General features: G+C 73.2%; 21 protein-coding genes and 1 tRNA gene. 8 read left to right on the top strand and 14 right to left on the bottom strand.

Features of this window, described 5'->3' with window-relative positions:
- The 6 genes from EFE23_RS22855 to EFE23_RS22880 form a co-directional block, all read right to left on the bottom strand.
- On the bottom strand, positions 1 to 889 hold an 889-nt coding region (locus EFE23_RS22855), incomplete at its 3' end, for a serine/threonine-protein kinase (RefSeq protein WP_148058507.1).
- A gap of 1 nt (position 890) precedes the next feature.
- On the bottom strand, positions 891 to 2,396 hold the full coding sequence (locus EFE23_RS22860) for a peptidoglycan D,D-transpeptidase FtsI family protein (protein WP_123242985.1): 1,506 nt from the start codon (positions 2,394 to 2,396) through the stop codon (positions 891 to 893).
- Positions 2,393 to 3,880 carry an FtsW/RodA/SpoVE family cell cycle protein gene (locus EFE23_RS22865; protein WP_123242986.1) on the bottom strand — a complete coding sequence of 496 codons (1,488 nt, stop codon included), beginning with the start codon at positions 3,878 to 3,880 and terminating at the stop codon, positions 2,393 to 2,395. Before EFE23_RS22865 ends, EFE23_RS22860 begins: the two co-directional genes overlap by 4 nt.
- Positions 3,881 to 3,908: 28 nt before the next feature.
- Positions 3,909 to 5,351: a PP2C family protein-serine/threonine phosphatase gene (locus EFE23_RS22870; RefSeq protein ID WP_123242987.1), complete on the bottom strand. Its 1,443-nt coding sequence runs from the start codon at positions 5,349 to 5,351 to the stop codon at positions 3,909 to 3,911.
- Positions 5,348 to 5,833, bottom strand: a complete 486-nt coding sequence (locus EFE23_RS22875; protein ID WP_123242988.1) for an FHA domain-containing protein FhaB/FipA — start codon at positions 5,831 to 5,833, stop codon at positions 5,348 to 5,350. Before EFE23_RS22875 ends, EFE23_RS22870 begins: the two co-directional genes overlap by 4 nt.
- A gap of 6 nt (positions 5,834 to 5,839) precedes the next feature.
- Positions 5,840 to 6,628: an FHA domain-containing protein gene (locus EFE23_RS22880; protein WP_123242989.1), complete on the bottom strand. Its 789-nt coding sequence runs from the start codon at positions 6,626 to 6,628 to the stop codon at positions 5,840 to 5,842.
- Positions 6,629 to 6,837: 209 nt separating this feature from the next.
- Here EFE23_RS22880 and EFE23_RS22885 point away from each other — a divergent pair.
- The 4 genes from EFE23_RS22885 (at position 6,838) to EFE23_RS22900 (ending at position 9,779) form a co-directional block, all read left to right on the top strand.
- Positions 6,838 to 6,923, top strand: a tRNA-Leu gene (locus EFE23_RS22885).
- Positions 6,924 to 7,030: 107 nt separating this feature from the next.
- Positions 7,031 to 8,104 carry an NAD-dependent epimerase/dehydratase family protein gene (locus EFE23_RS22890; protein WP_123242990.1) on the top strand — a complete coding sequence of 358 codons (1,074 nt, stop codon included), beginning with the start codon at positions 7,031 to 7,033 and terminating at the stop codon, positions 8,102 to 8,104.
- Positions 8,101 to 8,901, top strand: coding sequence for a WecB/TagA/CpsF family glycosyltransferase (locus tag EFE23_RS22895; protein ID WP_123243000.1), 801 nt, complete (start codon positions 8,101 to 8,103; stop codon positions 8,899 to 8,901). Before EFE23_RS22890 ends, EFE23_RS22895 begins: the two co-directional genes overlap by 4 nt.
- A gap of 275 nt (positions 8,902 to 9,176) precedes the next feature.
- Positions 9,177 to 9,779, top strand: a complete 603-nt coding sequence (locus EFE23_RS22900; protein WP_123243001.1) for a hypothetical protein — start codon at positions 9,177 to 9,179, stop codon at positions 9,777 to 9,779.
- Here the strand turns inward: EFE23_RS22900 and EFE23_RS22905 are convergent.
- From EFE23_RS22905 to EFE23_RS22915, 3 genes are all read right to left on the bottom strand, one after another.
- Positions 9,747 to 10,148: a hypothetical protein gene (locus EFE23_RS22905; RefSeq protein WP_123242991.1), complete on the bottom strand. Its 402-nt coding sequence runs from the start codon at positions 10,146 to 10,148 to the stop codon at positions 9,747 to 9,749. The two genes, EFE23_RS22900 and EFE23_RS22905, sit on opposite strands and share 33 nt — an antisense overlap.
- A gap of 156 nt (positions 10,149 to 10,304) precedes the next feature.
- Positions 10,305 to 10,526: a DUF397 domain-containing protein gene (locus EFE23_RS22910; RefSeq protein WP_123242992.1), complete on the bottom strand. Its 222-nt coding sequence runs from the start codon at positions 10,524 to 10,526 to the stop codon at positions 10,305 to 10,307.
- Complete coding sequence (locus EFE23_RS22915; RefSeq protein ID WP_123243002.1) at positions 10,496 to 11,377, bottom strand: helix-turn-helix domain-containing protein; 882 nt, start codon at positions 11,375 to 11,377, stop codon at positions 10,496 to 10,498. Before EFE23_RS22915 ends, EFE23_RS22910 begins: the two co-directional genes overlap by 31 nt.
- Positions 11,378 to 12,054: 677 nt before the next feature.
- Between EFE23_RS22915 and EFE23_RS22920 the strand changes: the two genes are divergently transcribed.
- Both EFE23_RS22920 and EFE23_RS22925 read left to right on the top strand, forming a co-directional pair.
- A complete protein-coding gene (locus EFE23_RS22920; RefSeq protein ID WP_123242993.1) occupies positions 12,055 to 12,342 on the top strand; it encodes a hypothetical protein in 288 nt (95 codons plus the stop codon).
- Positions 12,343 to 12,441: 99 nt separating this feature from the next.
- Positions 12,442 to 12,879 carry a hypothetical protein gene (locus tag EFE23_RS22925; RefSeq protein WP_199737181.1) on the top strand — a complete coding sequence of 146 codons (438 nt, stop codon included), beginning with the start codon at positions 12,442 to 12,444 and terminating at the stop codon, positions 12,877 to 12,879.
- A gap of 3 nt (positions 12,880 to 12,882) precedes the next feature.
- Here the strand turns inward: EFE23_RS22925 and EFE23_RS22930 are convergent, their stop codons facing one another.
- Positions 12,883 to 13,728, bottom strand: coding sequence for a PASTA domain-containing protein (locus tag EFE23_RS22930; RefSeq protein WP_123242994.1), 846 nt, complete (start codon positions 13,726 to 13,728; stop codon positions 12,883 to 12,885).
- A 101-nt stretch (positions 13,729 to 13,829) separates the two neighbouring features.
- The gene (locus EFE23_RS22935; RefSeq protein ID WP_233601111.1) at positions 13,830 to 14,534 is read right to left on the bottom strand and encodes a PASTA domain-containing protein; all 705 of its coding nucleotides are present in this window, start codon (positions 14,532 to 14,534) and stop codon (positions 13,830 to 13,832) included.
- A gap of 99 nt (positions 14,535 to 14,633) precedes the next feature.
- Here EFE23_RS22935 and EFE23_RS29790 point away from each other — a divergent pair, with 99 nt between their 5' ends.
- The gene (locus EFE23_RS29790; protein WP_373684035.1) at positions 14,634 to 16,124 is read left to right on the top strand and encodes a hypothetical protein; all 1,491 of its coding nucleotides are present in this window, start codon (positions 14,634 to 14,636) and stop codon (positions 16,122 to 16,124) included.
- Positions 16,125 to 16,259: 135 nt separating this feature from the next.
- On the opposite strand, the gene EFE23_RS22945 is transcribed toward EFE23_RS29790, so the two are convergent.
- Together EFE23_RS22945 and EFE23_RS22950 are read right to left on the bottom strand one after the other, a co-directional pair.
- Positions 16,260 to 17,738 carry a glutamate-cysteine ligase family protein gene (locus EFE23_RS22945; RefSeq protein WP_123242996.1) on the bottom strand — a complete coding sequence of 493 codons (1,479 nt, stop codon included), beginning with the start codon at positions 17,736 to 17,738 and terminating at the stop codon, positions 16,260 to 16,262.
- Positions 17,739 to 18,121: 383 nt separating this feature from the next.
- On the bottom strand, positions 18,122 to 18,703 hold the full coding sequence (locus EFE23_RS22950) for a YceI family protein (RefSeq protein ID WP_123242997.1): 582 nt from the start codon (positions 18,701 to 18,703) through the stop codon (positions 18,122 to 18,124).
- 101 nt (positions 18,704 to 18,804) lie between these two features.
- Between EFE23_RS22950 and EFE23_RS22955 the strand changes: the two genes are divergently transcribed.
- Positions 18,805 to 19,314: a MarR family winged helix-turn-helix transcriptional regulator gene (locus EFE23_RS22955; protein WP_123242998.1), complete on the top strand. Its 510-nt coding sequence runs from the start codon at positions 18,805 to 18,807 to the stop codon at positions 19,312 to 19,314.
- Positions 19,315 to 19,560: 246 nt separating this feature from the next.
- Here the strand turns inward: EFE23_RS22955 and EFE23_RS22960 are convergent.
- On the bottom strand, positions 19,561 to 21,816 hold a 2,256-nt coding region (locus EFE23_RS22960), incomplete at its 5' end, for an ATP-binding protein (protein WP_123242999.1).

Here is a 21,816-nt window from a genome sequence, read left to right on the forward strand (position 1 = left end):
CCGGCGCGGCGGGCGACGAGGGTACGCCGGAGATCGGCCCCGCGTGCCCCGTGCCGCCGCGGGCCTGCTGCGACAGGGCGAGCTTGACCTGCCGCGCGACGCTGGCCAGGGCGGCGGCGCTCGGCCAGCGGGCCGCCGGGTCCTTGGCCATGGCCCGCTCGACGATGGCGCGGACCTGCGGCGGGATGTCGGCGGGGAGTGGCCGGGGAGCCTCCCGTACGTGCTTCATGGCGATCTCGAGCGGGTTGTCCCCCTCGAACGGCCGTCGCCCGGCGAGGCACTGGTACGCGACCACGCCGAGCGCGTACACGTCGGACGCGGGGGTGGCGACGGCCCCGGTGGCCTGCTCGGGCGAGATGTACGAGGCGGTGCCGAGCACCGAGCCGGCGGCGGTGAGCTGGCCCACCAGGTCGGAGCGGGCGATGCCGAAGTCGGTGAGCACGAGCGTGCCGTTCGGCCGGACCAGCAGGTTGCCCGGCTTCACGTCGCGGTGCACGATCCCCTTCTCGTGCGCGGCGTGCAGCGCGTCGGCGGCCTGCGCGAGCAGGGCCATCGTCCGGGCCGGGGTGAGCCGCCCGACCCGGCTCAGGGTCGAGGAGAGGGCGTCGCCCTCGACGTACTCCATGACCAGGAAGGCGATCTGCTGGTCGCTGCCGAAGTCGTAGACGTCGACCACGCCGGGGTGGTTGATGGTGGCCATGGTCCGGGCCTCGCCGCGGAACCGCTCCGCGAAGCCCGGCTCGTCGAGCAGGGCGGGGAGCAGGCTCTTCACCGCGACGGTCCGGCCCAGCACCTGGTCGGTGCCACGCCAGACGTCACCCATGCCACCGCTGGCGATCCGCTCGTCGAGGCGGTAGCGGTTGCCGAGCTGCACCCCCGGGCTGAGCATGTCAGCGACCCCCGGAGTCGGCGATGGCCGCCGCCATGATCTTGCCGGCGATCCGGGCCGCCTCGTGGCTGCCGCCGGAGCCGGCCTGCTCCAGTTCGACGCAGACCGCCGAGATCGGGGTGCCGTTCCGGTCCAGGGCAAAGCCGATGAACCAGCCGTGGTCGGGGGTGCCCGGGCCGGACTGGGCGGTGCCGGTCTTGCCGCCGACTGTGTAGCCCTGGATGCGGGCCGACTTGCCGGTGCCGTTCTCGACCACGCTGACCATCATGTCCCGCAGGTCAGCCGCGACCTGCCCACTCACCGGCTGGCGCAGCTCGCGCGGCTTGGCGGTGTAGTAGCTGGTGGTGCGGTCCGGGGCGAGCAGCTGCTTGACCAGGTACGGCCGCATCTGGCTACCGCCGTTGGCGACCGAGGCGGCGATCAGCGCGCCCTGCAACGGGGTCATCCGGACGTCGCGCTGACCGATCGAGGACTGGGCCAGCGCTGCGGGGTCGGTCGCGCCGTCCGGCGCGGTCATCTCCCCGGTCCGGCTGGCCGCCACCGGCAGGCCGCCCTCGCCCAGCTGGCCGACCGTGAGGTCGTCCTGCTCGAAGCCGAACTGGCGGGCCTTCTCCTTGACCTTGTCCGCGCCGAGCTTCACCCCGAGCTGCGCGTAGCCGGTATTGCAGGACTCGGTGAGCGCCTGGATCAGGGTCACCTCGTCCTGCGGACAGATCGAGTCGGCCGCGTTCTTGATCGGCGTGCCGGACGTCGGCGGCGTCCAGCTCGCTCCGGCGGGAATCCTGGTCTGCTTGGTGTAGCCGCTCTCCAGCGCCGCCGCGGACATGACCACCTTGAAGGTGGAGCCGGGCGGCAGCACCTCGGAGAGCGCCCGGTTGGCCAGCGGCCGGTCCTTGTCCTGCTCGAGCTTGTTGTACGCCTTCGACGCCGCCGTGGTGTCGTGGCTGACCAGCGGGTTCGGGTCGAAGCTCGGCATGGAGACCAGCGCCTGCACCGCCCCGGTACGCGGGTCGATCGCGATCGCCGCACCGCGGGTCGCCCCGACCTGGTTGTCCCGGAGCTGCTTGAAGGCCGTGTCCTGGGCCCGCTTGGAGAGGGTCAGCAGCACGTTGCCGCCACCGGTCTTGTTCCCGGTGAACATATCCTTCACCCGGTCGCCGATGAGCTGGTCGCTGGTGCCGGCGAGGAACTGGTTCTCGGTCCGCTCGATGCCGGTCGAGGTTCCGTTGACCGGCTGGTAGCCGAGGACGTGGGCGTACTCCGCGCCGCCCGGGTAGGTGCGCAGGAAGCGCAGCTTCCCACCGGTGTCCTTGCTGATCGCGTACGCGGTGCCGCCGACCTCGATGTTGCCGCGCTTGCGGTCGTACTCGGCGACCTGGACCCGGCCGTTGTAGTCGCTGTTGCGGTATTCGTCCGCCTTGTAGGCCTGGATCCAGTTCAGGTTCGCGAAGAGCAGCCCGAACAGGATCATCACGACCACACCGACGCGGCGCAGCGGTGCGTTCACGGCCGGATCACCTCCGTGGGGGCACCGTGCAGCTGTTCCGGCGGTCCACCCGCCGGGCGGGCCGCCGGCCCGCCCGCGGCCACCGGCCGGCGGGCCCCGTCGGAGACCCGCAGCAGGACCGCGATGAGCAGCCAGTTCGCCATCAGCGACGAGCCACCGGCGGAGAGGAACGGAGTGGTCTGACCGGTCAGCGGAATGAGCTTGCTGATGCCGCCGACGATCACGAAGACCTGCAGGCCCAGCGTGAAGGCCAGACCGCCGGCGAGCAGCTTGCCGAACGAGTCCCGGACGGCGAGGGCCGCCCGCAGCCCCCGCTCGACGATCAGCAGGTAGACCACGAGCAGCGCGGAGAGGCCGAAGAGGCCGATCTCCTCGCCGATGCCGGCGAAGATGAAGTCGGTCTGCACCTCGGGCAGGAGGGTCGGCTGGCCGCCACCGGGCCCGGCCCCGAAGAGGCCGCCGCTGCCGAGCGTGAGCAGGCCCTGGACGAGCTGGTAGCCCTTGTCGTACGGGTCACCGAACGGGTCCAGCCAGATCTCGGCGCGCAGGTAGAAGTTCGCGAACGGGCCGCCGACCGTGCTGCCCAGCACGTACGCCAGGTAGGCGCCGCCGAAGAAGAGGACCAGGCCGATCAGCAGCCAGCTCACCCGTTCGGTGGCGATGTAGAGCGTCACCACGAACATGCCGAAGTAGAGCAGCGACGTTCCCAGGTCCTTCTCGAAGACCAGGACCAGGAGGCTGATCAGCCAGACCACCAGGACCGGGCCGAGGTCGCGCCCGCGCGGGAAGTCGACGCCGAGCAGCCGGCGGCTGGCCAGCGACAGCACCTCCCGCTTGCGGACCAGGTAGTACGCGAAGAAGGCGAGCAGGGCGAGCTTCGCGAACTCACCCGGCTGGATGGAGAACCCGCCGATCCGGATCCACAGCTTGGCGTTGTTGATCTCGGAGAACCGGGCCGGCAGCACCGCCGGGATCATCACCAGCACGATGCCGGCCAGCCCCAGCGTGTACGCGTACCGGGAGAGCGACCGGTGGTCCCGCATGATCGCCAGCAACCCGGCGGCGAGCACCACCGCGCCGAGCGTCCAGGCGAGCTGCCGCCCGCCCGTGCCGGCGAAGATGGCCAGGTGCTCCCGCTCCTCCGGGGCCGCCTGGGCCAGGTCGTAGCGGCGCAGGAAGCCCACGCCGATGCCGTTGAGCAGGGCGACCGCCGGCAGCAGCGCCGGGTCGGCGAAGGGTGCCAGCCAACGGATCACCAGGTGGAGGCCGAGGAAGACCAGGCCCAGCGTGGCGGCCGGGACCCAGAAGTCCGTGGTGACGGTGTCGAGCACGTTCGCCTCGACCGTGGCCGCGTACGCCGCCACCAGCACCATGGCGAGCAGGAGCAGCGACAGCTCGGCGTTGCGCCGGGACCGGGCCAGGCGTACGCCGGGCTGCTCGCCCGTCGAGGCGGGCGAGGCTGCCGGTACGGCGGCTGCGGTCACGGATGCGTCCTCCGGGTCGAACCGACGCTCACTCCGGCAACCGGCAGCCGGCCGGGTCGACCGGCGGGACCGTGTCGGAGGGGACGGCGTCGGGCGTGGTGGTCGGCGCGGTGGGCACGGGCGTGGGGGTCGCCGAAGGGACGGCGGTGGCGCTGCCGGACGGGGCCACCGGGGTGGTGCTGGCCACCACGGTGGCGGTCGGCGTCGGGCTGAGCGCCGCGGCCGTCGGGCTCGGGCTGGGCGGGCAGAGCGGCTTCAGGTTCGGGTTGGCCGGGTCGTCGCTGGTCAACTCGGCCAGCCGTCGCTCGGCGTCCGGCTCGCTCTTGGCCTGGATGCCCTGCTTGACCTGCTCCTGCGCGGCCAGGGTGAGGTCGTCGAGCTTGGCCTCGCTGGTGGCGTGCACGCTGGACAGGTCGAGGCCGGCGATCTGGCCCGGCACGCCCCGGAACACGGCCAGCTGCCCGTCCTGGGTGGCGCCGACGTAGTACTGGCGCTGGGTGTAGCTCCACCCGCCGAACAGGCCGCCACCGAGGATGACCAGCAGCGCCAGCAGCATGGCGGCGGTCCGCAGCGGGTGGTGCCGGCGCGGCTCCGGCTCGTCGTCGCGGCTGTCCGCGGGCTCCTCCGGCGCGGCCGGCCGGGGGGCGGAGAGCGCGGAGGCGCGGGCCGCCGGGGTGGAGACGTCGGCCGACGTGGCCATGCCCCGGTCCCGGGCGGCGGCGCCGCCGACGATCGGGGACGCCTCGACGATGTCCTCGTCCGTCGCGTCCGCGATGATCACCGTGATGTTGTCCGGTCCGCCGCCGCGCAGGGCGAGCTGCACCAGCCGCTCGACGCACTGCTGCGGGTCGGCGTACTCGCGCAGGGTGTCGGCGATGGTGTCCGCGCTGACCACGCCCGACAGGCCGTCGGAGCAGATCAGGTAGCGGTCGCCGGGGAGCACCTGGCGGACGCTGTACTCGGGGTCGATGTCGCGGCCGTCGAGCGCCCGGGTGAGCAGCGAGCGCTGGGGGTGGCTGCTCGCCTCCTCCGCGCTGATCCGGCCCTCGTCGACGAGCATCTGGACGTACGTGTCGTCCTTGGTGATCTGCGCGAACTCGTTGTTCCGCAGGAGGTAGGCCCGCGAGTCACCGATGTGGACCATCCCGAGCTTGCTGCCGGAGAAGAGGGTCGCGGTGAGCGTGGTGCCCATCCCCTCCAGTTGGGGATTGGCGTCCACGGTGTCGCGGAGCTGCTGGTTGGCGGTGCCCACGGCCGAACGCAACGCGTCGACGAGGGCGTCCCCGGGGACGTCCTCGTCGAGGGGCGCCATGGCACCGATGACGATGTTGCTGGCGACGTCACCGGCGGCCATGCCGCCCATGCCGTCGGCAACGGCGAGCAGCCGCGGCCCGGCGTAGACGGAATCCTGGTTACCGTCTCGGATCAGACCGCGGTCGCTGTGGGCCGCGTAGCGCAGGGTCAGAGTCATGGCCGTAATTCGAGGGAAGTGCGGCCGATCCGGATCGGCACGCCGAGGGGGACGGGGGTTGGTCCGGTGACCTTAGCGCGATCCAGGTAGGTGCCGTTAGTCGAGCCGAGGTCCTCGACGTACCACTGCCCGTCACGCGGCACGAGCCGGGCGTGTCGCGCCGAGGCGTAGTCGTCGGTGATCACCAGCGTCGAATCCTCGGCGCGACCGATGGTGATCTGCGCCTCGCCCAGCGTGATCCGGGTGCCGGCCAGTTGACCGGCGGTGACCACCAGTTGGTGGGCGGCCCTGCCTCGCTTCACCTTGGCCGGCTTCGCCGGCGGTCCGGCGGGCGCGCCGACCCCGCGCGGCGCGGCCACCAGCCGGCCCGACCGGGCCCCCGCGAAGAGGTCCCGGCGGATCACACCGACCACCGTGAACACGAAGATCCACAGCAGGATGAGGAACCCGAACCGGGCGACGGTGATGACGAGTTCCGGCAACGCTGGTCAGCCGTCCACGCGGAAGGTCAGGGTGGTCGTGCCGAGCTGGATCATGTCGCCCGGGTTGAGGGCGACGGCCGAGACGCGCTGGCCGTTGACCATCGTGCCGTTGGTCGAGCCCAGGTCGGTCAGCACGACCTGGCCGCCGTCGAAGTCCAGCCGGGCGTGCCGGCGGGAGATCCCGACGTCGGGCAGGCGCAGGTTGGCCTGGTCGCCACGACCGATCACGGTCGAGCCCATCTGGAGGGGGTAGGTGCGGCCGTCACCGGAGACCAGCCGGACGTTGCGGCCACCGCCGTGCCCCGGCGGCGGGCCGTAGCCGCCACCCTGGTCGTACGCCGGGTAGGCCGGGCCGGCGTCGTAGCCGCCGGGCGCGGAGACCGGGGCGACGTCGCCGCCGGTGTAGACCTCGGCGGTGACCCGGAACATGCCGGTGTCCAGCCCCTCGCCGCGCTCGATCTCGACGATCACGTCGCCGTAGACCGTCCAGGCCTGCTCGCCGATGAACTCCGCCTGCGACTGGGCCAGCTCCTGGGCCAGCGCGGCGGCGTAGGGCGCCAGCCGACTGTGGTCGTACGGCGAGAGATCGATCACGTAGCGGTTGGGCACCAACGTGCGCCCGCCGGCCAGGATCGCCTTGTGCGCCTCGGCCTCCCGCTGCATGGCGTTGAGGATCTCCACGGGGTGGACCACCCCTTTGAAGACCTTGGCGAAGGCCCCCTCGACCAGGCCTTCCAGACGCTTTTCGAAGCGTTGCAGCACGCTCACCGGCTCCTCCTCGGGTCCCGAGGCCATGATGGTATCCGGACACCGCCTCCGCAGCTCACATGCCGCTCGGCCGGCTGCCGGCGGCCCGTTCGTGGACGGCCCGATGGTCGTGCTACAGTTTCGTCCGCCACGAACGGTGATCGCTCGTGGCGATGACCGGTCACAGCGTAATATGTCCGGGCACCCGCCGCAGACGGTGGGAGCGGGATGAGCTACGGTGTTGCAGGTCAAGCCACGGGGAAGTGGCGGAATGGCAGACGCGCACGGTTCAGGTCCGTGTGCCCGAAAGGGCGTGGGGGTTCAACTCCCCCCTTCCCCACCATCACGAGGGCTCCGCGGACCGCGGGGCCCTCGCCGCATATCGGGGCGCGGCGCAGGTCACGCTATGCTCCGATTCGTTCCCTGCCTCCCATGGATCAGGAGTGGCGTGTGAGTGTCGCGTTGGTGACCGGCTCGGGCGGTCTGATCGGTTCCGAGGCGGCCCGGCACTTCGCCGGCCTCGGTCTCCACGTGGTCGGCATCGACAACGACATGCGCCGGTACTTCTTCGGCGAGGACGGCTCGACGGCCTGGAGCCTGGACCGGCTCGCCGCCGACCTGGGCACCGCCTACACCCACTACCCGGTGGACATCCGGGACCGGGACGGCCTGGAGAAGGTCTTCCGGAAGTACGGCTCGGACATCGCCGTGGTGATCCACAGCGCGGCGCAGCCGAGCCACGACTGGGCCGCCAAGGAGCCGTACACGGACTTCGACGTGAACGCGGGCGGCACGCTCAACGTGCTGGAGAACACCCGGCGGCACGCGATCGAGGCGCCGTTCATCCACTGCTCCACCAACAAGGTGTACGGCGACCGCCCGAACAGCCTGCCGCTGGTCGAGCTGGAGACCCGGTACGAGCTGCCCGAGGACCATCCCTGGTACCAGGGCATCACCGAGGACATGTCGATCGACGAGTCGCTGCACTCGATCTTCGGCGCCTCGAAGGTCGCCGCCGACGTGATGGTGCAGGAGTACGGCCGCTACTTCGACATGCGGACCGCCTGCTTCCGGGGCGGCACGCTGACCGGCCCGGCGCACTCCGCCGCCGAGCTGCACGGCTTCCTGGCGTACCTGATGCGCTGCGTCATGGAGGGCCGGACGTACAACCTCTTCGGGTACAAGGGCAAGATGGTCCGGGACGCGATCCACTCGCGGGACGTGCTCACCGCGTTCGAGGCGTTCTTCCGCGAGCCGCGCTCGGCGCAGGTCTACAACCTGGGCGGCGGCCGGCACTCGAACACCTCGCACATCGAGGCGTTCCGGATCGCCGAGGAGATCACCGGCCGCGAGGCGCAGATCAACTACGTCGAGCAGGCCCGCACCGGCGACCACCAGTGGTACGTCAGCAGCATGGCCCGGTTCGAGGAGCACTACCCGAGCTGGAAGATCACCTACGACGTGCCGATGATCCTCCGCGAGATCTACGAGGCCAACGTCGACAAGTGGGTGCCGAAGGCATGACCACCAAGCGGAACGTCCTCGGTGTCCTCGTCGACGCGACCGACTACGCCCGGGCGACCGAGGCGGTCGTCACGGCGGCCCACGAGCGGCGTTCGCTGGCCCTGACCGCGCTGGCCGTGCACGGCGTGATGACCGGGGTGCTCGACCGGGCGCACAACGCCCGGCTCAACTCGTTCGACGTGGTCACTCCGGACGGCCAGCCGGTCCGCTGGGCGCTCAACCTGCTGCACGGCGCCGGCCTCACCGACCGGGTCTACGGGCCGGAGCTGACGCTGCGGGTGCTCGCCCGCTTCGCCGAGGAGGGGCTGCCGGTCTACCTCTACGGCTCCACCGAGGAGACCCTGTCCCGGCTGGTCCCGGCCCTGGAGCGGAAGTTCCCGGCGCTGAAGATCGCCGGGGTCGAGCCGTCCAAGTTCCGGGCCGTCCAGCCGGGCGAGGACGTCGAGATCGCCGACCGGATCAAGGCCAGCGGCGCCCGACTCGTCCTGGTCGGGCTGGGCTGCCCCCGCCAGGAGGTCTTCGCGTACGCCATGCGGCCGCTGCTGGACATGCCTCTGATGGCGGTCGGCGCGGCCTTCGACTACCACGCCGGCCTGCTGCGCAACCCGCCGCCGTGGATGCAACGGGCCGGGCTGGAGTGGTTCTGGCGGCTCGGCCTGGAGCCGAAGCGGCTGTGGCGGCGCTACGTCATCCTCAACCCGGCCTACCTGGCTCGCCTGGCCGCACAGAAGACCGGCCTGTGGAAGGCCACCCCGCCGGCGCCGGCCACCGAGCGTCCGGCCAGCTTCGACGTCTGACGCCCGCGACGACGTCCGGCGGCCACCCCGAGGGGGACCGCCGGACGCCGGTGGGAAGAGGTTGGCTCCCGACCGGCCCGGGCCCGCCCGCCCGGTGCGGCTCCGGCGGATCGACGCTGACCGGTCACAGCGAGGCTAGGTCCCGTGTGCGAACACTGTGAACATGCCGGATGTGCCATAACTCCGACGGGATGCCCCCCTACGGGAGCACGTACGGGACGAACCGGGGTCACGCCCCCGATTCGCTCGACGTCGAACTGGGCAAGGCTGTGGACATGGACAGCCATCTCCTCGTTCTGCTCCCCGTCGCCGCCGTCTGGACGGCCGCCGGCGTGGTGGCGGACGGACTGCCCCGGCTGGACCACGCCCGCTCCCTACGCCGGCGTACCGGATGGCTGTCCGCCCTGACCCTCACCGGCCTGGCGCTCACCGCGGCCGTCCTGGTGCTGGGCCTGCAGAGCGCCGGTACGACGCCGATCGACCGGGCGGCCTCCGGCCTTCTCCTCGCGGCGGCCCCCGCGCTGGTCGTCGCGGCCTGCTCGGCCCCACGGATCCGGCGGCTACGGGCCGGCGCGGGCGCCCTCGCCGCCGCCCCCGACACGCCGGCCCCGCACGGGTTGCGCGCCGCGGCGGCCCACCCACTGGTCGGGCTGCCGCTCCAGGTGACCGCGCTCGCGGTGCTGCCGGCCGTGGTCTCGGCGGCGGGGGTCGAGCTGCTCGCCACGCCGGCGGTGGCCGGCCCGGCCATCACCGTCGGTGCGCTCGGTGTGATCGTGATCGGGGTACGCCACGCCCTGCGGCACAACCGGCTCGCCGAGCGGACCCTGCCGCCACCGACCACGGTGTCACCGCGAGCGGCCAGTCCCCTGCACGTATAGCAGTTCCAGGATCGCCCGGGTCGCCTCGAACCAGCGGTCCAGCCAGCCGGGCGGCGGAACGCTGCCCTTTGGCGGCAACTCCATCAGCAGGCCGCGCAGCAACGGATGGTCCACCAGGGACTCGGGCTGCTCGACCGGCCAGCCGCTCGGCGGGAACGACGGCTCGGTGAGCGGGTTCGGGTCCAGCGAGGGCAGGGTGAGCGGCGGGGAGGCCTGCTCCGGGGCGTCCGTGTCCCGGCCGCCGAGCTCGGTGTCGGCGGAGACCACCTCGGTGAGGACGGTGTCCCGGCGCGCCCCGCGATACTTGCCGCCGAACCGCTCCGGTTTGCCGGGGCCGTTGGTGACATTCTCTGAACCGATCGTCGTCATCCGTCTCGCCTGCCTCGCTCGGTTGCCGATCTGTGCGGTTCAACGAGGCGGGACGGAACTGGCGACGGGGTGACGAAATGGTCCCGCCCGGCGACGCTGCCGGGCGGGACCACGTTCTCGGTGGCGGGGGGGCGGGGGGGGGAGGGTCGCGCCGGATCAGATCCGGCCGAACACACCGCCCCGGGCGCCGGCCACGAAGGCACGCCAGTCACCCGGGCCGAAGACCAACGCCGGGCCTGTCTTGTCCTTCGAGTCCCGGACGCCGACCGCCCCGGTCACATACGCGACCTCTACGCAGTTGTCGCAGTTCGGCCCGCTCTTCGAGCTCTTGAACCACGTCGCCTGCGTCAGGTCCACGGGGAATTCCTTGGTCGCCATTTCCACAACGGCTCCTCTGCCAGTTTTGCGATGTGTGCGATCGACTCCTCCGGTCGTATGGCCGCTGCTCGTATGTGATCGAAGATGAAGCTGTACTTCTGCAGTTCGTCGCTCTTCTCGAGGAAGAGCCCACCCGTGGCGTTCTCCGCGTACACGACATCGGGATCACTCGGTTCGGGGAAGCTGAGAATGGTGAAGGTGCCGTCCATGCCGGCGTGCGCTCCCACCTCGAAGGGCAGGACCTGCAACGTCACGTTCGGCAGTTGGGCCACCTCCACCAGCCGTTCGAGCTGGCCACGCATCACCGCGTCGCCGCCGACCGGCCGGCTCAGCACCGCCTCGTCGAGCACCACCCACAGATCGACCGGATCATCCTGCGTCAACAACGACTGACGGCCCAGACGGACACGCACCCGTTGTTCCACCTGTTCGGCGCTGAAGTCGGGCCGAGCGGCCCGGATCATCGCCCCCGCGTACTCCTCGGTCTCCAGCAGGCCGGGGACGACCTGCTGCTCGTACGCCCGGATCGAGCTGGCCGCCGCCTCCAACCCCACGTACGCCCCGACCAGCACCGTGCTGTACGGATGCCACCAGCCTTTCTGCCGGGCCTCACGGGCGATCTGCACCAGCTCGTCGCTCTCCGCGCCGACCACCCCGTAGATGCGGAGCATGTCCCGTACGTCCCGGGGCGTGGCGGTGGTGTGGCCGGTCTCGATGCGGGAGATCTTGGAGGCCGAGCACTCGAGCTGCTCGGCGACCACCTCGATGGTGATGCCCGCGGCCTCCCGCTGGCGGCGGAGTTCCGCCCCGAGGCGACGACGCCGGATGGTCGGGCTGCGCCGTTCACTCACCACGGTGCCGCTCCCCCGCCGGTCGCCGGCTCGGAACGCCGACTCCGCTCGCCTCGCGCGCTGCTGAGCTTGCTGGCTCGCTCGCTCCGCTCGCTCACCGGGGCCCACCTCCGGTCGATCGCGCCGGTTCGACGCCCGCCGGGGGCGCGACCGTGTTGACGGCGGGCGATTCGTTAGCGGCAGGGGGTGGTGCCCGGTCGTCGACCGGCCGCGTCGGGCGAAACCGGCGTCCAGTGTGCCGTTTCGAAGGCGGCCGCTTCAAGCGTCCCGTTCACGTGTCCTGCTCGCGTATCGGCAAAAGTCGACGTGCAACTTGCATGAAGCACGTCCCTGATGCACTCTGTCGTTATGGCACGGGTTACTCACCGTCTCCGCATGATCTCCGGGCGTGGTGATCCCACGGGCCGTGGGACGGCAGGAGGGGAGCCGTCCCGCGCCGTGAGACCTGCCCCGGGGTGAAGACCCCGCCGCTGTACGCCAGTTTGACTGCGGCGGCGGGAGCGGTAGCCGGGAGCAGCCGGGTGATGGTCGAGTGGGCGTCCGCCACCGCGGAAACCACTCGACCACCACCGAAACACCTGATCAGCCGGTCCACGCGGCACGACCCCGTCGCCGGACCCCTGTCCCCCCGATCAGCTTTCGCCGGCTCGTCCGGCCGAACCCTCCCAGGAGCCCATGTGCTTCCCCGCTCCGGTGACGTACTGCACGTGACACGCGCGGCGAGTGTCCAGTTCCTCCGGCCCATCATGTTCCGGGTGATCCGGGTGCTCGACTGGCCGACCTACGACGGTTGGCTCTGGCTCGACGGCTACGAGTTGAACGCGGCGGGGGACGCGGTCAACCGGCGGTCGATCTTCGTACAGCAGGACGGGCTGCGGCAGCACCAGGCCGCGGCGGCACCACGGCAGCACACCGTCCGAGCCGGCCGCCGTCCGCTCGTCCGGACCCCGGTCCGGGTCGGCTGACCCCACCAATACCGGGCCGGGAGGCGTGCCGCCGCCATAGAATCGGTACGCCCACCCCGGCAAGTTTCCACCCCGTGCGTCCCTGACCCTGAACCTGGGATGGTCATGGTCAATCTGCCCGCAGCACGGCGGCACCACCGGTCCCGTATCAACTACGCCCTCGGGCTCCTGGCGCTCCTCGGCACCGCGACCGCACTCGCACTCGTGGTCCGGCACCCCGCCTTCTCCGCCACCGAACAGTCGACCGAACCCGTGCCCGCTCCGGAGATCACCGTGGTCGAGGGCACCGCGCCCCCCGGCACGGCGGAGGACGAGCAGGGCTGGGCCGGCGCACCGGAGGACGAGGTGGCGGGCGGCGGTGTGCCGACCACCCCGGACCCGGCGGGAGCCGGCGCCGGCCAGGGCACGCTGGCCGACCCGCAGGGCGTACGGGACACCGAGGACGTCAGCCGCTCGCTGTTCTACTCCGGCCTGCTCGGCCTCGCCATCTCGCTGGCCGGGCTGGGCCTGGTCGGCACGAGACGCCGGCAGTGGTGACGGTCAGGGAGTCGCCGTGGCCGTCGGGCCGGCCGTCGTCGTGCCGGCGGCCGTGGTCGGCGTCGCACGCTCGGCCACCACGAGGGTGACCCGGTCCCCGTCCGCGATCGGCTCACCCGCCGCCGGGTCGGTCGCGAGCACCGTGCCGGCCGGCCGGTCGGACTCCCGGGTCTCCACCCGGTAGTCCACGCCCAGCCGGTCGAGGATCGCCCGGGCGGCGGACTCCGGCAGCCCCACCAGCGGCGGCATCGGCACCTCGGCACTGCTCGGGCTGGGGGGCGTGGTCGGTGGCGAACTGCTCGGCGCGGTGGTGGTCGGCGCGGCGCTGGTCCGCGGCGCGCTGGTCGGCACGGCCGTCGGCGACGGGGTGGGTGCCGGGTTCCGCTCCGTCGCACGGAGCCCCAGCCACACCCCGAGGCCGATCAGGGCGACCAGCAGCAGGGCGAGAATCCCCAGCAGAATCGGCATCCACCAGCGCCGCCCCGCCTGCTCCTCGGCGTACCACTCGGCGCCGGGCTCGTGGTAGGCGGCCGGTCGCGTCGGCACCCCGGCCCGTCCGGACCAGGCCGGCGGCAGGGGCGCGGTGGCGCCGGCCCGGTCCGGACGGGCGGCTCCGCCGGGCATCGGGCGCGTCGCGTCCGGTGGGCGGGGCCCGGCGGCACCACCGGTCGCCGGCATCGCCCGGGTGGCGTCGGCGTCGGCCACGCCCCCGCGCTCCGGAGGCAACGCCTGAGTGGCGTCCGCGTCCGCCGGGGCGCCCCGGCCGGCGTCCCCGGCAGGACGGTCGGGCGGCAGGGCACGGGTCGCGTCGGGATCCCCCGCGGGTGGCTCCTGGCGGTCGTCGCTCACGGCACGTCCTTTCCCCGCAGGGTCAGGGCACCCTGGCCCTCGGTCGTCCACGGTATCGGCCGGGGCAACCATCGGGTCGGATCAGCGCGGCGAGCCGGCGGTCACGGGGTCGGCGACGGGGTGACCACCGGTGCCGTCGACGCCACCGCGCCGCAGCTGAGGGTGACCCGGTCGTTCCAGTACGCCGGGGTGCCGGCGACCGGGTCCTGGGCCGTGACCTCGCCCCGGCGGCCGGCCCGGTAGCGCGGATAGAGGCCCGCCTCGACCAGGTCGTCCGCGGCGGCACCGCAGTCCGATCCGGTCAGGTCCGGTACGGCGACGGCCGGTGCGGACCCGGCGACCCAGAGGGTGACGGTGATCCCGCGCCGGACGGGCGTACCCGGCTCGGGGGAGGTGCGCAGGACGGATCGGTCGGCACCGGTGCCGAAGATCAGCCGCCAGCCGAGCTTCCGGTCGCGCAGCTGCCGGCGCGCCTCCGCGAAGTCGGTGCCCACCAGCTCCGGAACGGTCAGGCCGGCCGGCGTGGCGCTGGTCCGGGTCGCGGTCGGACGCTGCGACGGCGTGGTCGGCGGCGCCTCGGACGGGGTCTGCCCGCTCGACGCCAGCGGGCTGCCGGCGGTCGAAACGGGACGGTCCGGCTGGCCGGCGAGCATCCAGCCCCCGCTCGCCCCGATCACCGCGAGCAGCACCGCGGCCAGGCCACCCCCGAGGAGCAGCCGCCTCCGGTCCGGCCCCTGGTCGTCGCGTACCCCCGGTCGCCGTTCCGGGTGCCCGTCGTCCGTCATCCCGCCCACCGCCTCAGTCACCGGCGACCGTATCGGCCGCCACCAACCCACAAGTCGGCGACGCAAGCGGCATCCCGTCACGACTCGCCGCGCCGACGCTGGGACGCTACGCTGCCCGGCATGGCCAGACGGGGCTGGGGAGGATCGGTCGCCACCGCGCTCGGGGTCGCCGCCGGGACGGGGGCGGCACAGCTGGGCTTCGGCTACGGCCTGGGCATCATCAACTGGTCGTCGGCGGGCGGCACCCGGGTCGAGGCGGCCTGGGTGGCGAGCCTCGCCTGGGCCACCTGGATCTCCGCCACCTCCGTGGTGGCCGGCGCGGTCGGCGCCCGCTGGCTGCGGGGCGAGGACGAGGAGCCCGGTCGTACGCTGCGGAACCTCGTCCTGGCCGTCGCCGCCGGGGTGGGTGCGCTGATCACCGTGCTGCTGGCCGCCGTACCGGCCCGCGCCGCCCGGGTGCCGTACACCTTCTCCCCGCAGACGGTGGCCGCCGGCTACGCCGTCGCCGGGCTGGTCGCGGGGGTGCTGCTGGCGATCTGGGCGCTGCACTCCCGGGCGGCCGCCGGCAACCTCGTCGCCACCACCGGCTGGCTCTGGCTGCTCGCCGTGGTGTCGGTGGTCGACGGGGTGCTCGCCGGCCGGGGCCTGACCACCGCACAGCTCGGCATCTGGCAGATCAGCGCGGACAGCGACCGCTTCTGGATCCGCGACTACTTCTACTGGCCGGGGGCCCTGCTCGCGCTGGGTTCCGCGCTGGTGATCGGCGTGCTGGCCGCGCGGCGTACCGCCCGGGTGCCGGAGCGGCGGGTGGGGGCGGCGGCCTCGGGAGCAGCCGGGCCGGTCCTCGTGGCGCTGGCCTACCTGCTGGCCGTGCCGAGGCTCGCGGGGATCGCTCCCGAGCAGTTGTCCGCCCACCTGATCGCCCCGTACGCGGTGGTCGCCGGGGTCGGCGGCTCGGTCCTGGTGGCCGCGCTGGCCCAACGGGCCGAACTCCGGGCCGCCGCGCGGGCCGGGGCGACGCTGCCCCACCAGCGCACCGACGAGCCGGCCGACCGGCCCACCCTGGAACCGGACCGGCCGGTGGCCGGGGCGCCGGTCGAGGCAGCGGCCGCGGACGACCGGGCGAGCTCCCGCCGGTGGCGGCTCGGCCGCCGGTCCGCCGGGACCGGGCCGTCACAGCCGGCCACCGAACCCGCGACGGCCGACCGGTCGGCCGACTCGGGCCCGGCCTCGAGCATGCCCGGCGTCGAGCCGTCCGGATCGGACCCGAAGTCGACCGGTTCGGGGGCGGAGCCGACCGGTTCGGGGGCGGGGGCGGCCAAGCAGCGGGGCACGACGGCGACCAGTCCCGGAGCGGGGCCGACCAGGCAGCGCTCCGAAGCGGCCGAGCCGGGCTCGGGCCCGGCCACGCCGGGCACGAGCACGGTCGAGGCCACCTCGAAGCGGTCCCGGACCGCCGGCGGTCGCGGTCGGGCGATCCCGCCCCAGCGGACGCCGTCGGACCCGCCGGTCCGCGCCGGCGACGAGGGTACGCCCGGCGCGGGTGCGCCCGAACACGCCTCGGAGAGCGACGCGACCACCGGGGCGAAGGCGCGCCGGCCCAGCCGCTGACCGGACGGCTCGTCGCCGCACCGGCTCCCCGGGCACGGCCCGGAAGTCACGCTCGTACCGGGAAGTAGTGGTCTCGCCCGTGGGGGAGGCCACTACTTCCCGGTACGAGCGCGATCTTGCCGGCGGTGGGGGTGGTCAGTCGACGGGCCAGGTGTGTACGGGCTCGTTGCTGCGCTGGAGCTCGGCGTAACGCTGGACCATGTGGTGCAGGGCGGCCGTGCGGTCCATGCCCCGGTGCCGCTCCGCGGCCCAGACCGTCTCGGTCTGCCAGACCGCCCCGTTGCGGCCGGTACGGCAGCGCTGCTCGATGACGCCGAGCAGGCGGTCCCGCTCGGCCGGGGCGACGCCGAACCGGTCGAGGCCCTGCGCGGCCTTCGGCAGCAGGACGTCGAGCACGAGCTTGGTCACCGGCACCTCGCCGAGCCGGGGCCAGTGCAGCACCGCGTTGATGCCGCGCCGGGCGGCGGCGTGGAAGTTCTCCTCGGCCGAGCTGAAGGTGAGCTGGCTCCAGATGGGCCGGTCCGCCTCGGCGAGCGCGCGGGCGAGTCCGAAGTAGAAGGCGGCGTTGGCCAGCATGTCCACCACGGTCGGCCCGGCCGGCAGCACCCGGTTCTCCACCCGGAGGTGGGGGCGGCCGTTCATGATGTCGTAGACCGGCCGGTTCCAGCGGTACACGGTGCCGTTGTGCAGTCGCAGCTCGGCCAGCTCGGGGACCCCGCCGGCGTGCAGCACCTCCACCGGGTCCTCGTCCTCGACGATGGGGAGCAGGGGCGGGAAGTAGCGGACGTTCTCCTCGAAGAGGTCGAAGATCGAGGTGATCCAGCGCTCCCCGAACCACACCCGGGGGCGTACGCCCTGGGCCTTCAGCTCGTCCGGCCGGGTGTCAGTGGCCTGCTCGAACAGGGCGATCCGGGTCTCGGCCCAGAGCTGGCGGCCGTAGAGGAACGGCGAGTTGGCCCCGATCGCCACCTGTACCCCGGCGATGGCCTGCGAAGCGTTCCAGTAGTCCGCGAAGCTGTCGGGCGCCACCTGAAGATGGAACTGGAGGCTGGTACAGGCCGACTCGGGGGCGATCGAGTCGGTGTGCGTCTGGAGCCGTTCGACGCCCCGGATGTCCAGCTCGATGTCCTCGCCCCGCGCTCCGACGATCTGGTCGTTGAGCACCCGGTAGCGCTCGTTGGTGGAGAGGTTGTCGGCGACCAGGTGGCGCTCGGTGAGGGTGGGCAGGATACCCACCATCACGATCTTGGCGTCCGAGCTGGCGGCCCGCTGGTCGGCGCGGGCGAGGCTGCCACGCAGGTCCTGCTCGTAGTCGGCGAAGCCGGTGCCCTCGATGAGCCGGGGCGAGGCGTTCAACTCCAGGTTGAACTGCCCGAGCTCGGTCTGGAACAGCGGGTCGGCGATGTCCGCGAGGATCTGGTCGTTGCGCATGGCCGGCTCGGCTGCCGAGTCGACCAGGTTCAGCTCGATCTCCAGCCCGGTCATCGGGCGGTCGGCGTCGAAGCCGAAGTCGTCCAGCATCAGCGCGAAGACGTCCAGGCACCGCCGGACCTTCTGCCGGTAGCGGACCCGGTCCTCCCGGGAGAAGGCGCCCTGCTCGACGTCTCTGCCCATCTGTCCTCCCGGCGCGAAGCGCAACGGAACCGTACCGTTCCGGAACGCATTGTGAAGCATTCACGTTAAGTGCGCCCGGCCCACCGGAACCAGGGGGCCGGGCGCAGGTCTGCACTCCTACCCAGTCAGAGGGCGCGGCACCGCCCCCAACCTGTGAACAAGGCGTGACAATTCGCACCCGGTCACGGGGGTCGGGACGGGGACGGGACGGCGACATGCGGCATCCCGGGCCGTCGGGCCGAGCGGAAGCCGCGAGATGCGGCATCTCGCGCCCTTCACCTCAGGCGGAGGGCGGGCGGAAGGGCGGGCGGAGGCCGGGGGCAGGGCGCCGCCAGGGCCCGTGCCGTCGGCTGACGGCACGGGCCCTGGCGGCGTACGGGAGATCAGGCCTGGCGGACGGCCTCGCCCTCGATCTCGATCTTGACCTTCCGGCCGACCAGGACGCCGCCGGTCTCCAGCGCGACGTTCCAGGTGAGGCCGAAGTCCTCACGGTCGATCTCGGTGCTCGCGGAGAAGCCGAAGATGTCCTGGCCGAACGGGCTGCGGCCGACACCCTCGAACTCGACCTCGAGGTCGACCGGGCGGGTGACACCCTTGATGGTCAGTTCGCCGGAGAGGACGAACTCGTTGCCGTCGCGGGACTTCACGGCGGTGCTGCGGAACTCCAGGGTCGGGAACTGCTCGACGTCGAGGAATTCCGGGCTGCGCAGGTGCGCGTCGCGGTCGGCCTGCGCGGTGTTGATGCTGGCGGCCTGGATGGTGGCCGTCACCGACGACTGCATGGGGTCGTCGCCGACGGTGATCGTGGCGGCCGCCTCGGCGAACTCACCGCGTACCTTGCTGACCATCATGTGCCGGGCGACGAACCCGACGCGCTTGTGCGCGGCGTCCAGCAGGTAGGTGCCGGCGGTCGGGATGGTGAGGCCCTCCCAGTCGCGGGTAACCGCTTCGGTGCTGCTGGTCATGGTGCTGTCCTCCAGGGGAGATTGTTTAGTAGCCCAACGACTGACTGAGCAACTATAGCCGCAGCAATATTCCCTGTGTCAAGGACTGCTAGGATGTAGGCGTGGACCACAACGTGTTCGACGACCCCCGGATCACCGCCATCGGCCTGCTCTTCGAGGCGAGCGCCGGGCTGTCGGCCCGGTTCGCCGCCCAGTTCGAGGAGCACGGCCTCTCCCCGGTCGAGTTCGAGGTGCTGATGCGGCTCACCCGCTCACCCGGGCACCAGCTGCGGATGACCGACCTCGCGGCCCAGACCTCCCTCTCCACCAGCGGGGTGACCCGGGTGGTCGACCGGATGGAACGCGACGGCCTGCTGCGCCGCCGGGCCTGCCCCTCGGACCGGCGCAGCTCGTACGCGGTGGTCACCGCCGCCGGCCTGGCCCGGCTGGACGAGACCCTGCCGGGGCACCTGCAGATCATCGAGCAGTGGTTCACCGGCCAGCTCGATCCGGCCGCCCTGGACTCCCTCCTCGACGGCCTGCGCCGGGTCCGTGACGCGGTCCACCCGGGCGCGACCGCCGGGAGCACGGATCCGGCCCCGGCGCACGTGCCGAGCGCCGCCGGCTGCTGAACCGGCACCCGATCCGGGGGCCCGAGACCGGTCGGTCACCGGCAGAAAGACCGGCAGAACGCGCTTAGCATCCCCCCAAATGGCTGCGGAATCGTCCAATTCGCTCGCCCGGCCTGGATAGGCTCTTCCCTGAGCGGGGGTGCACCGGGGGGTGCCGGCGCGAGCGATGAGCGAGGGGCAACACCAGGGGGCTTCTTCGCTCGCGCCACCCCCGCTCCCGCGGGCCGGCAGCCGGGAGCGGACCGGTCAGCGGCGCCCGCGCCCGGCCACCAACGCGTAGAGCAACTCCTCCTCGCGGGGCAGCAGGCTGACGCCGCTCGATCGGCGGGCCCGGTCCAACCGGTCCAGCACCGCCACGTCGGCGGTGCTCGCGGCGAGCCACACCAGCGCCTCGATCAGATCCCGGCGGTCGCGGCCCTCAACCGCGGTGGCGGCGGCCGCCTCGAACCACTCGGCCGCCAGTTCCCGGTCCCCGCGGCGCAGCGCGAGCTGCCCCTCGATCAGCGCACAGACCGTGTGCGCCGGCCGGCGGGCCCGGTCCGGCCCGGCCTGGCCCACCCCGACCGGCGACCGTTGCCCCGGCACCGGGAGGGCACGCCGCAGCTCGGCCACCACCTCCAGCGCCTCCGCCGTCCGTCCCTCCTCGGCCAGGGCCAGGCCGACCGTGCCGAGCACCCGGCGGCGCTGCCCCGGGTCACCCTGCTCGGCCAGGGCCACCGCCACCCGCCGCCCCTGCGCGACGGCGTCGACGTACCGGCCCTCGAGGCGGGCGACCTCGGCGAGGTTGGCCCGGGCCTGCAGGCGGAGCCGCTGCTCCCCGCACTCCACGGCCAGCCGGTCCACGGTGGCCAGTCGGCGGCGCGCCCCGGCCAGGTCGCCCACCCGTACGTCGTGCCAGGTCAGGTGGGTCTGCGCGACCGCCATCTCGCGCGCCCGGCCGTGCCGGGTGGCCGTCTCCAGCAGCGCCTGCGCCTGCTCCCGGGCCTCGTCGTGGGCCGCGACGGCGGGCAGCAACGCACAGAGCACCGAACGGGCCGACAGCTCACCGGTCACCTCCCCGGCCGCGCTGAAGGCGGCCAGCGCGGCCCGCGCGCCGGACAGCTCCTCCGGGCCCGCGTCGTGCTCGACGGCCAGCCGGGCCGCCCCGAGCATCGCCCAGGCCCGCAGCACCGGGTCGGCGTCGGCGGTGCGCGGATCGGCCAGCAGCCGCCGCAGCCACCGCCGCCCGGAGACGTCCCGACCGCGCAGCCGCCACCAGCGTGGCAGCGCCGCCGCCAGCCGCAGTGCGGTCACCGGGTCGTGCTCGGCGGCGTACCCAAGCGCGGCGATGATGTCGCTGGTCGCCTCGTCCAGCACCCGTACCGCGGCTGCCACGTCCGCACCGACCAGGCCCGGGGCCGTCCGACGCACCAGCCCGGCCACGACGACGGCGTGCCGGCGCCGGATCCGGGCCAGTTCGCCCTCACCGGCGGCCTGCTCCACGGCGAAGTCGCGGACCGCGTCGAGCAGGCGGAACCGGAACGGGCCGGTGCCGCGGACGCTGAGCAGGCCGAGTTCCCGCAGCCGGTCCAGCAACGGGACCGCGTCCTCCCGGTCGCCGCCATCGGCGAGCAGTTCCTCGGCCAGCTCCACCGACCACCGGTTACGAAACGCGGCGAGCCGGCGCAGCGCGACCCGTTCCTCCCCAGCCAGCAGCCGGTAGCTGGTCGCCACCGCCTCCCGCAGGGTCACCGATGCGGCGGGCCGGTCGGCCGGTCGCCAGCCGGGGCCGCCGCCCGTGGCCAGGTCGAGGACCCGGTCGCCGTACCGGTCGAGCAGTTCGGTGACGTCGAGGATCCGGCCCCGGGCCGCCATCAGCTCGATGGCCAGGGGCAGCCCGCCGAGGCGGCGGACCAGAGCCACCAGCGCCGGCAGCTCGGCCGGGGTGGGCGGCTCCGGCCGCACCTGGGCGAGCCGGGCGGCGAACAGCGCGGTGGCGGGCCACCGCGCCAGCTCCGCCGGCTCCCCGGGGGTCACCCCGATCGGCGGTACGTCGAGCGGCGCGACCGGACGGACCAGCTCACCGGGGAGGCCGACCGGTCGGCGACCGGTGACCAGCACGCGCAGGGTCGGCGCGGCGGCGAGCAGCGCACCGAGCGCCTCGGCCACCGGCTCGGGCGCCCGTTCCACCGCGTCGACCAGGAGCAGGGCCGGCCGGTCGGCGAGGTGGCAGGCGAGGTCGTCCAGCCGGCTCCCGCCGAGGACCGCGACCGAGGCGGCGAGCACGTCGTTGGCATCGGAGCCCTCGCCGACCAGGACCCCGGTGACGCCGGCCGGATGGTCGGCGGCGACCGCGTACGCGACGGCGAGCGCGAGGGCGGTCTTGCCCACCCCGGCCAGGCCGACCAGGCTCACCACCGGACGGTCGGCGCCCAGCAGGGCGGCCACCTCGGTGACGTCCCGGTCCCGGCCGAGCAGCGGGACGGGCTGGGGCAGCGCGATCGGCGTACCCGCGGGGGAGGC

Source organism: Micromonospora solifontis (genome assembly GCF_003725545.1).
GTDB lineage: Bacteria > Actinomycetota > Actinomycetes > Mycobacteriales > Micromonosporaceae > Micromonospora > Micromonospora solifontis.

Excerpts from the sequence above, each read along its gene's own strand:
- EFE23_RS22870 (WP_123242987.1), bottom strand. The coding sequence starts at position 5,351 with ATGACTCTGACCCTGCGCTACGCGGCCCACAGCGACCGCGGTCTGATC.
- EFE23_RS22880 (WP_123242989.1), bottom strand. The coding sequence starts at position 6,628 with ATGGCCTCGGGACCCGAGGAGGAGCCGGTGAGCGTGCTGCAACGCTTC.
- EFE23_RS22895 (WP_123243000.1), top strand. The coding sequence starts at position 8,101 with ATGACCACCAAGCGGAACGTCCTCGGTGTCCTCGTCGACGCGACCGAC.
- EFE23_RS22900 (WP_123243001.1), top strand. The coding sequence starts at position 9,177 with ATGGACAGCCATCTCCTCGTTCTGCTCCCCGTCGCCGCCGTCTGGACG.
- EFE23_RS22905 (WP_123242991.1), bottom strand. The coding sequence starts at position 10,148 with ATGACGACGATCGGTTCAGAGAATGTCACCAACGGCCCCGGCAAACCG.
- EFE23_RS22910 (WP_123242992.1), bottom strand. The coding sequence starts at position 10,526 with ATGGCGACCAAGGAATTCCCCGTGGACCTGACGCAGGCGACGTGGTTC.
- EFE23_RS22925 (WP_199737181.1), top strand. The coding sequence starts at position 12,442 with ATGGTCATGGTCAATCTGCCCGCAGCACGGCGGCACCACCGGTCCCGT.
- EFE23_RS29790 (WP_373684035.1), top strand. The coding sequence starts at position 14,634 with ATGGCCAGACGGGGCTGGGGAGGATCGGTCGCCACCGCGCTCGGGGTC.
- EFE23_RS22945 (WP_123242996.1), bottom strand. The coding sequence starts at position 17,738 with ATGGGCAGAGACGTCGAGCAGGGCGCCTTCTCCCGGGAGGACCGGGTC.
- EFE23_RS22950 (WP_123242997.1), bottom strand. The coding sequence starts at position 18,703 with ATGACCAGCAGCACCGAAGCGGTTACCCGCGACTGGGAGGGCCTCACC.